15 protein-coding genes are annotated in these 14,275 nt (G+C 73.3%); 6 read left to right on the forward strand and 9 right to left on the reverse strand.

The genetic code is table 11. The features are described from left to right. Positions 1-16: 16 nt before the first annotated feature. Genes J7E94_RS01845 through J7E94_RS01855 form a run of 3 tightly spaced genes read right to left on the reverse strand, consistent with a single transcriptional unit; the run spans position 17 to position 3,230 of the window. The gene (locus tag J7E94_RS01845) at positions 17-622 is read right to left on the reverse strand and encodes a TetR/AcrR family transcriptional regulator (RefSeq protein ID WP_215011721.1); all 606 of its coding nucleotides are present in this window, start codon (positions 620-622) and stop codon (positions 17-19) included. Between the two features lie 50 nt (positions 623-672). Then, positions 673-2,460 carry a class I adenylate-forming enzyme family protein gene (locus tag J7E94_RS01850; protein ID WP_215011723.1) on the reverse strand — a complete coding sequence of 596 codons (1,788 nt, stop codon included), beginning with the start codon at positions 2,458-2,460 and terminating at the stop codon, positions 673-675. After that, on the reverse strand, positions 2,457-3,230 hold the full coding sequence (locus J7E94_RS01855; protein WP_215011725.1) for an SDR family oxidoreductase: 774 nt from the start codon (positions 3,228-3,230) through the stop codon (positions 2,457-2,459). The genes J7E94_RS01850 and J7E94_RS01855 overlap by 4 nt, the downstream gene beginning before the upstream one ends. A gap of 100 nt (positions 3,231-3,330) precedes the next feature. On the opposite strand from J7E94_RS01855, the gene J7E94_RS01860 reads away from it, so the two are divergent. The 4 genes from J7E94_RS01860 (at position 3,331) to J7E94_RS01875 (ending at position 7,562) form a co-directional block, all read left to right on the forward strand. After that, positions 3,331-4,611 (forward strand): exo-beta-N-acetylmuramidase NamZ domain-containing protein, encoded by a 1,281-nt coding sequence (locus J7E94_RS01860; protein WP_215011727.1) that lies wholly within the window; start codon positions 3,331-3,333, stop codon positions 4,609-4,611. A gap of 76 nt (positions 4,612-4,687) precedes the next feature. Next, positions 4,688-6,034, forward strand: coding sequence for a serine-threonine protein kinase (locus tag J7E94_RS01865; protein WP_215011729.1), 1,347 nt, complete (start codon positions 4,688-4,690; stop codon positions 6,032-6,034). A gap of 95 nt (positions 6,035-6,129) precedes the next feature. Next, on the forward strand, positions 6,130-6,723 hold the full coding sequence (locus tag J7E94_RS01870; RefSeq protein WP_215011731.1) for a hypothetical protein: 594 nt from the start codon (positions 6,130-6,132) through the stop codon (positions 6,721-6,723). Further along, on the forward strand, positions 6,720-7,562 hold the full coding sequence (locus tag J7E94_RS01875; protein ID WP_308344381.1) for a 3-keto-5-aminohexanoate cleavage protein: 843 nt from the start codon (positions 6,720-6,722) through the stop codon (positions 7,560-7,562). The genes J7E94_RS01870 and J7E94_RS01875 overlap by 4 nt, the downstream gene beginning before the upstream one ends. On the opposite strand, the gene soxR is transcribed toward J7E94_RS01875, so the two are convergent. Beyond that, positions 7,543-7,986: a redox-sensitive transcriptional activator SoxR gene (soxR, locus tag J7E94_RS01880; protein ID WP_308344382.1), complete on the reverse strand. Its 444-nt coding sequence runs from the start codon at positions 7,984-7,986 to the stop codon at positions 7,543-7,545. The genes J7E94_RS01875 and soxR overlap by 20 nt on opposite strands. Positions 7,987-8,110: 124 nt before the next feature. Here soxR and J7E94_RS01885 point away from each other — a divergent pair, with 124 nt between their 5' ends. Then, entirely contained in the window at positions 8,111-8,572 is a 462-nt protein-coding gene (locus J7E94_RS01885; RefSeq protein ID WP_215011735.1) for a MaoC family dehydratase, read from the forward strand. On the opposite strand, the gene J7E94_RS01890 is transcribed toward J7E94_RS01885, so the two are convergent. The 3 genes from J7E94_RS01890 to J7E94_RS01900 all read right to left on the reverse strand — a co-directional run bounded on the left by J7E94_RS01890 (position 8,563) and on the right by J7E94_RS01900 (position 10,778). Further along, positions 8,563-9,192 (reverse strand): TetR/AcrR family transcriptional regulator, encoded by a 630-nt coding sequence (locus J7E94_RS01890; RefSeq protein ID WP_215011737.1) that lies wholly within the window; start codon positions 9,190-9,192, stop codon positions 8,563-8,565. The two genes, J7E94_RS01885 and J7E94_RS01890, sit on opposite strands and share 10 nt — an antisense overlap. A 78-nt stretch (positions 9,193-9,270) precedes the next feature. After that, the gene (locus J7E94_RS01895) at positions 9,271-9,558 is read right to left on the reverse strand and encodes a YiaA/YiaB family inner membrane protein (RefSeq protein ID WP_215011739.1); all 288 of its coding nucleotides are present in this window, start codon (positions 9,556-9,558) and stop codon (positions 9,271-9,273) included. A 68-nt stretch (positions 9,559-9,626) separates the two neighbouring features. After that, positions 9,627-10,778, reverse strand: a complete 1,152-nt coding sequence (locus J7E94_RS01900) for an acyl-CoA dehydrogenase family protein (protein WP_215011741.1) — start codon at positions 10,776-10,778, stop codon at positions 9,627-9,629. A 78-nt stretch (positions 10,779-10,856) separates the two neighbouring features. On the opposite strand from J7E94_RS01900, the gene J7E94_RS01905 reads away from it, so the two are divergent. Next, entirely contained in the window at positions 10,857-11,501 is a 645-nt protein-coding gene (locus J7E94_RS01905; protein WP_215011743.1) for a TetR/AcrR family transcriptional regulator, read from the forward strand. 76 nt (positions 11,502-11,577) lie between these two features. Here J7E94_RS01905 and J7E94_RS01910 read toward each other — a convergent pair whose 3' ends face one another. Then, positions 11,578-12,657, reverse strand: coding sequence for a Zn-dependent alcohol dehydrogenase (locus tag J7E94_RS01910; protein WP_215011745.1), 1,080 nt, complete (start codon positions 12,655-12,657; stop codon positions 11,578-11,580). A 126-nt stretch (positions 12,658-12,783) separates the two neighbouring features. Further along, positions 12,784-14,196 (reverse strand): aldehyde dehydrogenase family protein, encoded by a 1,413-nt coding sequence (locus tag J7E94_RS01915; protein WP_215011747.1) that lies wholly within the window; start codon positions 14,194-14,196, stop codon positions 12,784-12,786. Positions 14,197-14,275: the final 79 nt, after the last annotated feature.

Below are 14,275 nucleotides of genomic sequence, written 5' to 3' on the forward strand. Positions count from 1 at the left end.
CATTTGCCGGTCGGTCTTAGGGGCGGAGCGCGCGCAGCAAAAGGTCGGCGAGGTGGTCGGCGACCTGCTGCGGGGTGAGCGGGCCGTCCGTGCGGTACCAGGTGGACAGATGGTGCACGGATCCGAAGTGGTAGTCCACCACCAGGTCGGCGGGGGTGGCGCTGGAGAACACCCCCGTACGCTGGCCCTCCTCGACCAGCGCCCGGAAGCGCTCGTGGTAGCGCCGGCGCTCGGCCCGTACCTGCTTGAACTTCTCCGGGCTGAGCTGGTGCATCGACCGGAAGAAGATCATCGCGTCGTCGAGGTTCTCGATGGTGGTGACGACCACGTCGGCGGCGGCCGCCCGCAGCCGCTCCTCGACGGGGGCGTCGGAATCGGCCACCGCGTCGAGCCGCTGCTGCTGGAGGCGCAGCATGCGCGCGTACACCTCGTGCAGCAGATCGTCCTTGGACCCGAAGTAGTGGTAGAGCGCACCCTTGGTGACCCCGGCCGCCTCGACGATCTCCTGCACGGAGGTGCGGTCGTAGCCGCGCTCGGCGAAGAGCCGGGTGGCGACGGCCAGCAGCCGCTGCGGCACCGGGGCCTCGCGCGTGCCTTCGGGTTCCGTGGTCCTGGCAGCCATGGCGCCGACCTTCCCTTCCCATTCCCAGCTGTACGGCCGTCCGACTGTTTTCAGCCGCGGTCGCGCAGTTCCCGTCGCAGGATCTTGCCACTGGTCGTCTTCGGAAGGACAGGCAGGATCTCCACCTCCCGCGGGTATTTGTACGCGGCGATGCGCGCGGCGCAGTACGCGGACAGCTCCGCCGGTTCGGCCGAGGTGCCGGGGCGCAGGCTGACGTACGCCTTGACGCTCTCGCCGCGGTAGGGGTCGGGGACGCCGACGACGGCCGCCTCGCGGACGGCCGGGTGGGTGTAGAGCACGTCCTCGACCTCGCGCGGCCAGACCTTGAAGCCGGAGGCGTTGATCATGTCCTTCTTGCGGTCGACGACGTAGAGCCAGCCGGCCGCGTCCATGAACCCGACGTCCCCCGTGCGCAGTTCACCGTCCGGAAAGGCCTTGGCGGTGTCGGCGGGCAGGCCCCAGTACCCGGGCACGACCTGCGGTCCGCGGACGGCTATCTCGCCGGTCTCGCCGAAGGGGACCTCGGCTCCCCGCTCGTCGAGGATGCGCACGACGGTGTCGGCGCCGGGCAGGCCCACCGAGAGGGTGCCGGAGGCGGGGTCGACGGGGGCTTCGAGGTGGGGAGGGACCGAGGCGCAGGGGGCGGTGCACTCGGTGAGGCCGTAGCCGTTGCGCAGGTAGAAGCCGAAGGAGGCGCGCAGCCGTTCGACGAGGGCGGGCGGCAGCGGGGCGCCGCCGGAGGAGATCACCTGGAAGGAGGCGAAGTGGTCGGGGGTGACGCCGGGGTGGGCGGTGAGGGCCATGAAGGCGGTGGCCGGGCCGACGGTGTAGGCGGGGCGGTGTTCGAGGAAGGCGTCGAGGACGACTCCGGCGTCGAAGCGGTGGGCGAGGACGAGGGTGCCGGCGTTGGCGATGCAGGTGGCGAGCTCGCAGACCATGCCGGTGATGTGGAAGAGCGGGGCGAGGGCGAAGTAGGTGGCGCCCTCGGGAAGGGGGTGACCGATGACCTGTCGTATCGCGTTGTACGTGAGTGCGCCGTGCGGGTTCATGGCGCCCTTGGGGGTGCCGCTGGTGCCCGAGGTGTAGCTGATGAGGGCGGTGTCGGCGGCGGTGAGGTGCGCATCGGGCGGCGCGGGGCGGCCTTGGCGGGCCACGGTGGCGAGATCGGCCGTGTCGGGGTTCGCATCGGGAGTCGTATCCGGGGCCGCATACGGGGTCGCGTCCGGGGTCAAGGGAGCGGCCGGCGAGCCGGCCGGAGGCTGCGGCGCGGGCTGCGGGTCCGGCGCCGCCGGGCCGAAGAGCCGCTGGTCGTCGCGGGTCTGGAAGTCCCGGTCACGGACGGTCAGCGTGGTCCGTACAGCCGTGCCCCGGACGGCCTCGTGGAGGTACTCCGACCAGGCGCGGCCGTCGCAGACCAGCGCGGCGGCCCCCGAGTCGCGCAGGATGTGGCCGACCTCGCCGGACTTGTACATGGGGTTGAGCGGGACGACGACGGCCCCGGCCTTCCAGGCGGCGAGGACGGCCAGCACGAAGTGCGGGGTGTTCTGCAGCATCACGGCGACCCGGTCCCCGCGGCGGATGCCCCGCGCGGCGAGGTGCCCGGCGACGGAGCCGGAGAGCGCGTCGGCCTCGGCGTAGCTCGTGCGGCCGTCGAAGTAGGCCAGCGCGGTGCGCTCGGGGGCGCGGGCCACGGCGTCGCGGAATGCGTGCAGCACGGTCGGCGGGGGTGCGACGGGGGCACGCTGGGCCGGGCTGAGCAGGGCGAGCCAGGGCCGGGCCGCGTAACCGGAGGCCGGGGACGCCGGTACGGAGGAGGAGGGAGAGGGGGTCGGGGTCACCGGGCCTCCCACTTCTGCTGGAGGTGGTTCATGCCGCTCAGCCAGCGGTCGGGTTCGGTGGCGCGGGCCGCGTAGAAGTCCGCGACCTCGGGGTGCGGGAGGATCAAGAACCGGCCCTTCTCCATGCCGTCGAACAGTGCGTCCACGACCGCTTCCGGCTCGATCGCGGTCGGCGCGAGGACGAGTTCGCCCGCCGAGCCCGCGGCGGTCAGCATGTCGGTGCGCACCCCTTGCGGGCAGATGGCGTGGACCTGCACACCGCGGTGGCGGTAGGTCAGCGAGAGCCATTCGGCGAAGGCGAGCGCACCGTGCTTGGTGACACTGTACGGGGCCGCCCCGATCATGGTCAGCAGTCCGGCGGCGGAGACGGTGGACACGAAGCGGCCGTCCCCCCGCTCCAGCCAGTCGGGCAGCAGCAGTCGGGCGGCACGGACGTGGGCCATGACGTTGGTGTCCCAGGCCGCCTCCCACACGGCCTCGTCGGCGAACGCGTCGCCGCCCGATGCGAGTCCGGCGTTGGCGCAGTAGATGTCGACCGTGCCGCCGAGTGCCTCGCGGGCCTGGGCCACGATCGCCGAGGCGTCTCCCGGTACCGCGATCGCGCGGGCGCCGATGCCGCCCGCCACGGAGGCGGCCTTGGCGGGGTCGAGGTCGTTGACGACGACGGTCGCCCCCTCGGCGGCGAAGCGACGGGCGAGGGCCGCGCCGATGCCGCCGCCCGCTCCGGTGACGACGACTCGCTGGTCCTGGTACTCGCTCACGGGGATCACCTTTCGGGGCGGGACGGCGACTGTGCTCAATCACTGACAGCGGGCAGACTAACCAGTCGGTATGTCGGCGGGGAAGGGGTCTGACTCCTAGCGTGGCCGGATGACGCTGTCGCGACGCGGGGTGCTGGGACTGGCGGGGGCCATGGGAGCGGTGGGGGCGGTGGGAGCCGTGGGAGCCGCCGCGCCGAGCGCATGGCCGGCCGGGCGGGCCGCGCCGGCCGGGCGGGCGGACCGGGTGCGCACCGGGTTCGAACGGCTCGCCGCGGACGGGTACGCCGTACTGGCCGGGCAGCGGGTCGGGGTGGTCACCAACCCCACCGGGATCACCGCCGACGCCCGCCACCTGGTCGACGTACTGCACGCGGACGAGCGCGTGAACCTGGTCGCGGTGTTCGGGCCGGAACACGGCTTCCGCGGGACGGCGCAGGCCGGGGACTCCGAGGGGGCCTCCCGGGATCCGGCGACGGGCCTGCCGGTGTGGGACACGTACGACAAGAGCGGGCAGCGGCTCGCGGACCTGTTCACAGCGGCCGGGATCGACACGGTCGTCTTCGACATCCAGGACGTCGGGGCGCGGTTCTACACCTACATCTGGACCCTGTACGACTGCATGCGCGCCGCCGCGCTCGCGGACAAGGCGGTGGTGGTGCTGGACCGGCCCAACCCCGTGGGCGGCCGGCGGGCGGCGGGGCCGGTGCTGGAGCGGTCGTACGCGAGCTTCGTGGGCCGGGAGCCGATCGCGCTCGCGCACGGGATGACGGCGGCGGAGCTGGCCCTGCTGTTCAACGGCGCGTTCCTGGCCGGCAATCCGGCCAGGCTGCGCACGGTGGAGATGGCCGGGTGGCGGCGCGAGTCGTTCTTCTGCGAGACCGGGCTGCCCTGGGTGCCGCCGAGCCCGAACATGCCGACCCCGGACACGGCACTCGCGTACGCCGGCACCTGCCTGTTCGAGGGGACGAACCTGTCCGAGGGGCGCGGGACGACCACCCCCTTCGAGGTGGTGGGCGCGGAGGGCATCGACCGCCGGTGGGCCGGGGCGGCGAACGCGCTGGACCTGCCCGGGGTGTGGTTCCGGGAGGCGTACTTCACGCCCACGTTCTCCAAGCACGCGGGGAAGGTCTGCGGCGGGATCCGGCTGATCGTGCACGACCGGGAGGCCTTCGATCCGGTCCGGGCCGGAATCGGCCTGCTGGTGACCGCGCGGCGGGCGTGGAGCGGCTTCGCCTGGCGCGAGGACCACTGGATCGACCGGCTGACGGGCTCGGACCGGGTGCGGAAGCTGGTGGACGCGGGAGCCGGGGTGGAGGAGATCGCGGATGACTGGGCGGCGGGCCTGGCCCGCTTCGAGGCGGTGCGCGAGGAGTACCTGCTGTACGGGTGAGCCGGCCTCTAGCCGTTCGGGGGCCGCAGCAGGATGCTGGTGGCACCGGAAGGGCGCGGCGTGGAGGGGGGACGTCATGTCAGATGGGACGGGTATCGGGGTCGGGCCGTACACGGAGCTGACCTTCGACGCGGAGGGGGACGTGGACCGCGCCACGCAGGAGGCGGTGGGCCGGATCGAGGCCACGGACCTGCTGGTCTTCGCGCACGGATGGAACAGCGACCGGTCCACCGCGACCCGGCTCTACGACCGCTTCTTCGCCCCCTTCCCTGGGCTGGTGGGGCCGCAGATACGGCTGGGGTACGTGGGTGTCGTATGGCCTTCGATCCGGTTCTCTGACGAGCCGATACCGGACTTCGACACGCCCGGCGCGCTCGCCGAGCCCGGCTTCGGGACGGCGCTCGACCGCGGCACCCGGCAGGCTCTCGGGGAGTTCTGGCCCGGGCGGGAGGCGGAGCTGGACCGGGTGGCCGAACTGCTGGAGGAGCGGCCGGAGTCGGCGGCGGCCTTCGTCGAATTCGGGGCGCTGGTGCGCGAGCTGGCCGGGGTGGACGCCGCACCCGCGGCGGTCGCCCCGGCGGTGCCCGCCCTCTTCTCGGAGGACGTCCTGGACGTGTGCCGCACCCTCACCCTCGCGCTGGCCGAGGCGGGGGCCCCGCCCGGCGACAGCGACGGCGACGGCGACGGCGACGGCGACGGCGACGGCGACGGCGGCGGCGGCGGCGGCGACAACGCGCGGGGCCTCTCGGCCGGCGGCGGGCTGCGCGGGCTGTGGAAGGGCGCCAAGGAGCTGCTGAGGCAGGCGGCGTACTACGAGATGAAGAAGCGGGCGGGGGTCGTCGGCGAACGCGGTCTCGGTCCGGTGCTGGCCGAGCTGGCGCGCCGCCGTCCGGGGGTGCGGATCCACCTGATCGGGCACAGCTTCGGCGCGCGCGTGGTGTCCTTCTCGCTGCGCGCCGTACCGGACGGGGCCCGGCACGTGACCTCGCTGACCCTGCTCCAGGGCGCGTTCTCGCACTACGCGTTCTGCGACCGGCTGCCGCACGACAGGGGCCGCGGCGGCGCCCTCGCCGGCCTCCAGCGGAGGGTCGACGGACCGGTGGTCGCCTGCCACTCCCCGCACGACACCTCCCTCAAGGTGTTCTATCCGCTGGCCTCCCGGATGGCAGGGGATTCGGCCGGACTGCTGGGCTTCGACGAGCGGTGGGGGGCGATCGGGCACGACGGGGTGCAGGCGCTGCCGGGCGCGCCCCGGCTGACCCTCGACGCGGCCCTGCGGGAGGGGCTGCCCGCGAGCGGTTGCGTCAGCGTGGACGCGGGTTCGGTGGTGCGGCGCGGCGGCGTCCCCTCGGGGGCGCACAGCGACATCTGCCACGAAGAACTGGCCCGGGTGGTGGTTGCCGCGGGGCGCATGGGGCGCTGACTTCCGGCCATGTGTCACCCGCACGCCTCGTCCGCCCTTGCATGCGCCCGCAGGCTGCCGGGCATGTTGGGCACATCGGCGGAGGTGAAGGTGTGATGGCGGGATTCCGGAGTCTGGCCTACCAGGTGCGCGACGCACGCAATGATCGGGCCCTGCGGCGCCATTCCCTGCGCCGCTGCCTGGAGCGGTTCGCGCCGTACGGGCACAGGGCCACGTGGTGGCACCTGTGCGACCGGCACGGGATCGCCCCCGAGGACCGGGGGGCGGATCCACTGCGGCTGGTGGCCGCTCTGGAGGAGCTGGAGGACGCACGCGCGGTCTGGCTGGAGTACGAGCGCCAGTTCGCGGAGCGGCGCAGACGGGAGAAGTACCACGGGCTGCGCCGGCCGGAGTGGGCGTGGGGCGGGAGCGGGGACGCGGTGGTGCGGTGCGCGGATCCGGGGGTGCGGCCGGAGGGGGCGCTGGGCGAGGTCCTGCGGCGGCTGGTGCGGGTGCTGGAGTCGCAGCCGGGGACGGCGTGCCCGGTCTGCGGGGAGCAGGAGCTGCAGTGGCCGGACATGGCGGCCCCCTCGGCCCCGGTCGGGCCCTGGGAGGGGACGTGGGCCTGGGACGGGCCGGTGTGCGGGGGCTGCGGGATCGTGGTTCCGAGACCGGCGCTGGCGGACGTCCCCGCGGCGGGGGCGGCGTGAGACCCGCGCTGCCGGCGCCGTTGCCGCTGCCCGTGTCGCCGGCGGTGTTGCCGGCGGTGTCGCTGAACGGCACCCGGAGCGGTGCCGACGGGCCGGCCGTGCCGATGTCCCCGGCGGACCTGGTGGAGTCGGCTCTGGCCGCGGTGGCTGCCGGGGCCGGGGAGGTGGTCGTGCATCCGCGGACCCCCTGCGGGCGGGAGAGCCTGTCGCCGCGCGTGGTCGGGCCGGTGCTGGAGGCGATGCGGGGCGCGGGGGTCCTCGTACCGCTGTCTGTGCCGGCGAGTGTGGGGGCCGAGCCGGATCCGGCCGGGCGGCTGGAGCGGGTGCGGTCCTGGACGGTGCTGCCGGACCGGGCGGCGGTGGGCTTCGCGGAGCCGGGGGCCGCGGAGCTGGCGGAGGCCCTGCTGGCGCGGGGGGTCGCGGTGGACGCGGTGGTGCCGCTGGGTGGGCCGGCCGGGCCGGAGCCGATGGCCCGGTTCCTGGCCTGGCCGGTACGCGCGCCCGGGCGGGTCCGGCTGGCGGCCGAGCTCGCGGCGGCCGATCCGGCGCTGGTGGCCGGGCTGCGGGGACTGCCGCCGGTGGCGGTGCTGCTGTACGGGCGGGAGGCCGCCGCCTGGCCGGTGCTGCGGCTGGCGGCGCGGTGCGGTACGGGCGCGCGGACCGGCGTAGGGGATGTGCTGCACCTGCCGGACGGTCGGCGGGCCCGGTCGAACGCGCAGCTGGTGGCGGCGGCCCGGGTGGCGCTGGACCGGGCCGCGCTCGGCCGGGCCGCACGGGACCGGGCGGGCCGCGGAGGACCGGCGGTGGGCGGACCGGCGGCTACAACCGGGAGCCGGTGAACTTTTCGCCGAAGATGTCGTCCGGGTTGGAGAGCGCGCACGTCTCCAGCGAGAGGCAGCCGCAGCCGATGCAGTCCGTCAGGTGGTCGCGCAGCCGGCCGAGTCGGGCGATCCGCTGGTCGAGTTCGGTGCGCCAGGCCTCGGAGAGGCGGGCCCAGTCCTCGTGGGTGGGGGTGCGCTCCTCGGGGAGTTGGGCGAGGGCGTCGCGGATGCTGGCGAGCGGGATGCCCACCCGCTGCGCGGCCCGTACGAAGGCCACCCGGCGCAGTGCGTCGCGGGTGTAGCGGCGCTGGTTGCCGGAGGTGCGGCGGCTGCTGATCAGGCCCTTGGACTCGTAGAAGTGGAGCGCGGAGACGGCCGCGCCGCTGCGGGCGGACAGCTGTCCGACGGTGAGTTCATGGACGTTCTCGGGAATCTGCGGCACCAGGCCGAGGGTAGTCGGAGGTCCGTTGACATACCCATACGGTCCCCGCATGCTGAGCAAGCGCTTATTCGCCCAGCGCTATGCGCGAGTCCGTGAATCCGTGAGTGAGAGGCAGGAGCAGGGCATGGCCGAGCCGAGGGTCTTCACGTCCGCCGAGGAGTTGCACGCCGGGATCGGCGAGCCGTTGGGCCCGAGCGGGTGGCTGGAGGTGGACCAGAAGCGGATCGACCTCTTCGCGGACGCCACCGGCGACCACCAGTGGATCCACGTGGACCCGGTGCGGGCGGCGGACGGGCCCTTCGGCTCCACGATCGCGCACGGCTATCTGACCCTGTCCCTGCTGCCCAGCCTGGTACCGCAGACCATGCGGGTCGAGGGCATGAAGATGGGCATCAACTACGGGGTCAACAAGGTGCGTTTCCCGGCGCCGGTGCCCGTCGGGTCGCGGCTGCGCTCCACCGCCGTGATCACGGACGTCACGGAGGCCGGTGGCGGCGTACAGGTGACGGCCACGGTCACGGTCGAGCGCGAGGGCGGCGACAAGCCGGTGTGCGTCGCGGAGTCGGTGTCCCGCTACTACTTCTGAGTGCGCGCGCCCACCATGCGGAGCACGAGGTCGGCGTAGAGCGCGCCGACCTCGTCGGGCGTGCGCTGTCCGGCCGCGCTGAACCAGCGGGCCACGTCGATGCAGAGCGAGAGCACGGCGAGAGTGGTGCCCGGCACGTCGGGGACGTCGAACTCCCCCGCTGTCACCCCGTCGGCGAGGATCCGGCGTACGGCGGCGTCGCTCTGCCGGCGCAGTGTCACGATGTCGGAGCGGTGCTCCGGAGCGAGAGCATCGAGCTCGTACTGGACCACGCGCGCGGTGGTGTGATGCGCCGCGTGCCACCGCACGAAGGACCGTACGGCCGCGTCGAGCCGCTCCGCGGCGGAGCCGGGACCGTCGGCGGCCGAGGTCAGGATCTCCAGCGCCTTGTCGTGGCCGATCCGGCTGATCCGGTGGAGCAGCTCTTCCTTGGTCTTGTAGTGGATGTAGAGCGCGGCCGGGCTCATGCCGGCCCGGCCCGCGATGTCCCGCGTGGTGGTGGCGTGGTACCCGCGCTCGGCGAAGGCGTCGACGGCGGCGACGAGCAGCCGCCGCGCGGCGTCGGGGGTGACCTCCGACCACGGCTGGTAGCCGCCGGCCGTCTCCTCCGCGCTGTCCATCACTCACTCACCCTCGTCGCCCTGTAGGACTGCACAGCCTACCGGAGGGTGAGCAAGCGCTTAGCTCGCTCGGGCTGGCTACTTCGGCGCGAACGGGTCGTACTCCGCCATGATCTTCTCCATCCGTGCCTGGTCCACCCGGCTGACGATCTGGGTGACCTCCTGCCGGTCGCGGATCACCTTGGCGAGCGTGAACGCGGAGGTGGTGAGGTAGAGGACCGCGATGCCGAGGAAGGCCCGCACCCAGCCGTTGGTCTCCAGGTTGTAGATCCCCACGGCCACGGCGCCCATGGCGATGCCGAAAGAGGCGACGGCCTGGCCGTAGTACGCCCCCGTGCTCTGCTGCTTGACCGGTGTCTCGTTCATGGCCACAGCATCCGGCCGATGCGCTGGGTCCCGCATCCGCACGCGTACTCATGCGCGTACTCATAAGGTCAGAAGGCCGAAACCCCGGTGCGGGCGCGGCCGATGAGCAGCTTCTGGATCTGGCTGGTGCCCTCGTACAGGGTCATCACGCGGGCGTCGCGCAGTAGTTTCCCGGCCGGGTACTCGTCGATGTAGCCGTAGCCGCCGTGTACTTGGAGGGCGTTGCTCGCGGCGCGCACGGCGGCCTCGGAGGCGAAGAGCTTCGCGGTGGAGGACTCGGTGGCGAAGGGCTGCCCGCGGTCGATGAGGTCCGCGACCCGCCAGGTCAGCAGGCGGGCGGCGTCCACGTCGACCGAGATGTCGGCGATCAGCTCCTGGACCAGCTGGTGGTGGGCGATCGGCTTGCCGAACTGCTCGCGCTGGGCGGCGTACGAGACGGCCGCGTCCAGGGCCGCCTGGGCGATGCCGACGCAGCCGGCGGCGACCGACATACGCCCCTTGGCCAGGGCGGACATGGCCACCGAGAACCCCTTGCCCTCGGGGCCGAGCATCGCGGTGGCGGGCACGCGGACGCCGTCGAGGGCGAGTTCGGCGGTGGCCTGGCCGCGCAGGCCGAGCTTGCCGTGGACCTCGCGGCGGGTGAGGCCGGGACTGTCGGCGGGGACGAGGAAGGCGGAGATCCCGCGGTGGCCGGGGGTGTCGTTGGTGCGGGCGAAGAGCAGGACGACATCGGCCCAGCTGCCGTTGGTGATGAACATCTTGCTGCCGCTCACGACGTACGAGTCCCCCTCGCGCACGGCGCGGGTGGTGAGGCTGCCGGCGTCGGAGCCGGTGCCCGGCTCGGTCAGGCCGAAGCAGCCGAGCGCGTCCCCGGAGCACAGGCGGGGAAGCCAGTCGTGCTTCTGTTCCTCGGTCCCCCAAGCGGCGATGGTCTTGGCGACCAGGCCGAGGGAGACGGAGACGATGCCGCGCACGGCGGAGTCGCCGCGGCCGAGTTCCTCGGTGACCAGGACGTAGGCGAGGTGGTCTCCGCCGGATCCGCCGTACTCCTCGGGGACGGTGAGGCCGAGGAAGCCCAGGGCGCCGAGCTTCTTCACGATGGCCCGGTCCACGCTCTCGGCGCGGTCCCACTCGGCGGCGTACGGACCGACCTCGCGCTCGGTGAACTCGCGGGCCAGTCTGCGTACGGCGGCCTGCTCCTCGCTCAGCTCCAGATTCACCGGGCACCTCCGGGCGGGTCATCGGGGCCATTAACTAGCACCGGTAGTTTATGGCGGGCAGGCCCTACTATGTGGCGCATGGCCAGACCGCGCAAGCCCCTCCTCAGCAGAGCCCGCATCGTCGAGGCGGCGGGCGCGCTGGTGGACGCGGAGGGACTGGAGGCGGTGTCGACGCGGCGGCTGGCGGCGGCGCTGGGGGTCAGCGGGCCGTCCCTCTACAACCATTTCCGTACGAAGGACGAGATCCTGGAGGCGGTCGCGGACGCGGTGAGCGCGCGGGTCGACTTGTCGATGTTCGAGCCGGAGTCCGGGCGGGACTGGCGCGGCGCCCTGCACACCTGGGCTCACTCGTACCGGGACGCCCTGTCCGACCATCCGAACATCGTGCCGGTGCTGGCGCGGGGACCGGGCCGCCGCCCGGCGGGCCTGCGGCTGGCGGACGCGGTGTTCGGCGCGATGACGGCGGCGGGCTGGCCGCCGGCGCAGGCGACCCGGATCGGCGCGCTGATGCGGTACTTCATCCTGGGCTCGGCAGTGGCCTCGTTCGCGCAGGGTTTCGTGGACGACGAGACGGCATACGACCCGTCGGACTACCCCCACCTGGGCCAGGCCCACCTGCTGGCGGAGCGCCGGCAGGAGGTGGACGAGGGCGCCTTCGAGACGGGCCTGGCGGCGCTGCTGGACGGCCTGTCCCTGCAGTACGAGGCCCTGCCCGAGGCCTGACTCCGCCCGCCGGCCGGGCCGGTGGGCGGAGATCCTTTCTGTTTCGGCTTTCGGCTCGGGGGCTTGCGGCTCCCGCCTAGAAGACGACGAGCGAGCGGCCGCCCTGGCCGGCCAGCATCGCGTCGAAGGCCGCCGGGATGCCGTCGAGGGTGATGCGGTCGGTGACCAGGGCGCCGAGGTCGAGACGGCCCGCGCGAACGTGTTCGGCGATCACCGGGAGGTCGCGGGCGGGGTCGCTGTTGCCGTAGACGCAGCCGGTGAGGGTGCGGGCGAAGTGGAAGATCTCCAGGGCGTGGAAGGTGACCTGCTGCTCCTTGCCGCCGATGCCCACCACCGTGGTGCGGCCGCCGCGGCGGGTGGACTCCCAGGCTCCGCGGATGGTTTCCGCCCGGCCGACGCACTCGACGGCGACGTCCGCGCCCTGCCCGCCGGTGAGGGCGCGGATCTGCTTGGCGGTGGTGTCGGAGGCGAGCACGAAGTCCGTGGCTCCGGCCGCGCGCGCCAGTTCCTCCTTGGCCGGGGAGACGTCGACGGCCACGATCGGGCCCGCCTGGGCGATCCTGGCGGCCTGGAGGGCGGACAGTCCGACACCGCCGACACCGAAGACGGCGACGGACTCGCCGGGGCGGACCTGGGCACTGTGGTGGACGGCGCCGTAGCCGGTGAGGACCGCGCAGCCGAGCAGGGCGGCCTCGGCGAGCGGGATCCCGGCGGGCGCGGGCAGCACGCAGTTGGCCGCGACGACCGTCTCCTCGGCGAAGGCGGCCACGTTCAGCCCCGGGTGCAGTTCGGTGCCCTGGGCGTCGTGCGCGTAGACGGCCCCGACCCCGGTGAGCGCGTTGGCGCAGAGCCAGACCTCGCCGATGGTGCAGTGGTGGCACTGCCCGCAGGATGGAGCCCAGTTCAGCACCACCCCGTCGCCAGGCGCGACGTGGCTGACGCCCTCCCCGACGGCGAGGACCGTGCCCGCGCCCTCGTGGCCGAGGACGGCGGGCACGGGCACGCGCATGGTGCCGTTGGTCAGGGAGAGGTCGGAGTGGCAGACCCCGGCTGCGGCGAGCCGCACCCGGACCTGCCCGGGGCCGGGATCGGGCAGCACGATCTCCCGTATCTCCAGCGGGGCTCCGACGGCGGGCAGGATGGCGGCGCGGACCATGGTCGTCTTCTCCGTCTGGTAGTCGAGGGCGGCGGCTCAGAACCGCAGGACTGCAGGGGGCAGGAAGGCAGGACGTCAGTGGTGCAGGACGTCAAGGGGTGCAGGACGGCAGGATTGCAGGACGGCTCAGAACTGCAGGGACTTGGTCTGGAGGTACTCGGCCAGCCCGTGCGGGCCCAGCTCGCGGCCGACGCCCGACTGCTTGTAACCGCCGAAGGGCGCGCGCACGTTGAAGCGGCCGCCGTTGATGTCCACCTGCCCGGTGTCCATACGGCGTGCGAAGGCGACGGCCGTCTCCTCGTCCGCGGCCCAGACGGCGCCGCCCAGGCCGTAGACGGTGCCGTTGGCGATGCGCAGGGCGTCCTCCTCGTCCTCGTACGGGAGGATCGACAGCACAGGGCCGAAGATCTCCTCCTGTGCGATGGTCATGTCGGGTGTGACATCGGCGAAGACGGTCGGGGCGACGAAGTACCCCTGCTCGTGCGGCGCGTCCGGGCCGCCGGCGACGAGGCGGGCGCCCTCCTCGATGCCCTTGGCGATGTAACCGCGCACGCGGTCGTGCTGCTTGGCGTTGACGACGGGGCCGAGGCGGGTGGCCGAGTCGGTGGGGTCGCCGGTGGGGTACTTGGCGACGGCGGCGGCCGCGAGGGAGACGGCCTCCTCGTACTGGTCCCGGTGGACGAGCATCCGGGTGAGCGCGTTGCAGCTCTGGCCGGTGTTGTTCATGACGTGGCCCACGCCCGCCGCGACGGCCTTGGCCAGGTCAGCCCCGGGCAGGATGACATTGGCCGATTTGCCGCCCAGCTCGAGGGCGACCCGCTTGACGGCGGCGCCGGCGGTGGCGCCGATCTGCTTGCCGACGGCGGTCGAGCCGGTGAAGGAGACGAGGTCCACTCCCTCGTGCGCGGCCAGGGCCTGGCCGGCGACCGGGCCGGTCCCGGTCACCAGGTTGAAGACTCCGGCCGGGATGCCCGCCTCGTGCACGGCTTCGGCGAAGAGCTGTGCGGTCAGCGGGGTGTCCTCGGCCGGCTTGAGGACGAGGGTGCAGCCGGCGGCGAGAGCGGGCGCCACCTTTGCAACGACTTGGTGCAGCGGATAGTTCCAGGGCGTGATGGCGCCGACCACACCGACCGGCTCCAGCAGGACGGTGGAGTTCCCGATCCGCTCCTCGAAGGCGTACGAGGCCGCGAGCTCGGCGTACGAGGAGGCCACGGCGATCGGCGATCCGACGTGGACCAGCTCCGAGAAGCCGAGCGGCGAGCCGAGCTCGGCGGTGATGGTCTCGGCGATCTCGCTCTTGCGCGCGGCCAGGACGTCGCGCAGCGCTCCGATCAGGGCGCCCCGCTCGGCCGGAGCGGTGGCCGCCCAGCCGGGCAGGGCGGCACGTGCCGCGCGTACGGCCGCGTCCACGTCCTCGGCGGTGCCGGCCGGAACCGAGCCGATGACCTGCTCGTCGACCGGGTTGACCACCTCGATCCGGTCCTGGCCGGCTGCGGGCCGCCATTCCCCGCCGATGTACATCCCGTCGTGGGCCTTCATGTCATTCCTCCCGAGCACGCACGAGCGCGTAGACCTGACCTCGCCAACACCCTACAAACTAGCGTCGGTAGTTTTCTGC

This window comes from Streptomyces sp. ISL-94 (assembly GCF_018614075.1).
Taxonomy (GTDB): Bacteria; Actinomycetota; Actinomycetes; order Streptomycetales; family Streptomycetaceae; genus Streptomyces.

Excerpts from the sequence above, each read along its gene's own strand:
- J7E94_RS01890 (WP_215011737.1), bottom strand. The coding sequence starts at position 9,192 with ATGGACAGCGCGGAGGAGACGGCCGGCGGCTACCAGCCGTGGTCGGAG.
- J7E94_RS01885 (WP_215011735.1), top strand. The coding sequence starts at position 8,111 with ATGGCCGAGCCGAGGGTCTTCACGTCCGCCGAGGAGTTGCACGCCGGG.
- J7E94_RS01845 (WP_215011721.1), bottom strand. The coding sequence starts at position 622 with ATGGCTGCCAGGACCACGGAACCCGAAGGCACGCGCGAGGCCCCGGTG.
- J7E94_RS01865 (WP_215011729.1), top strand. The coding sequence starts at position 4,688 with ATGTCAGATGGGACGGGTATCGGGGTCGGGCCGTACACGGAGCTGACC.
- J7E94_RS01860 (WP_215011727.1), top strand. The coding sequence starts at position 3,331 with ATGACGCTGTCGCGACGCGGGGTGCTGGGACTGGCGGGGGCCATGGGA.
- J7E94_RS01895 (WP_215011739.1), bottom strand. The coding sequence starts at position 9,558 with ATGAACGAGACACCGGTCAAGCAGCAGAGCACGGGGGCGTACTACGGC.
- J7E94_RS01870 (WP_215011731.1), top strand. The coding sequence starts at position 6,130 with ATGGCGGGATTCCGGAGTCTGGCCTACCAGGTGCGCGACGCACGCAAT.
- J7E94_RS01905 (WP_215011743.1), top strand. The coding sequence starts at position 10,857 with ATGGCCAGACCGCGCAAGCCCCTCCTCAGCAGAGCCCGCATCGTCGAG.
- J7E94_RS01915 (WP_215011747.1), bottom strand. The coding sequence starts at position 14,196 with ATGAAGGCCCACGACGGGATGTACATCGGCGGGGAATGGCGGCCCGCA.
- J7E94_RS01910 (WP_215011745.1), bottom strand. The coding sequence starts at position 12,657 with ATGGTCCGCGCCGCCATCCTGCCCGCCGTCGGAGCCCCGCTGGAGATA.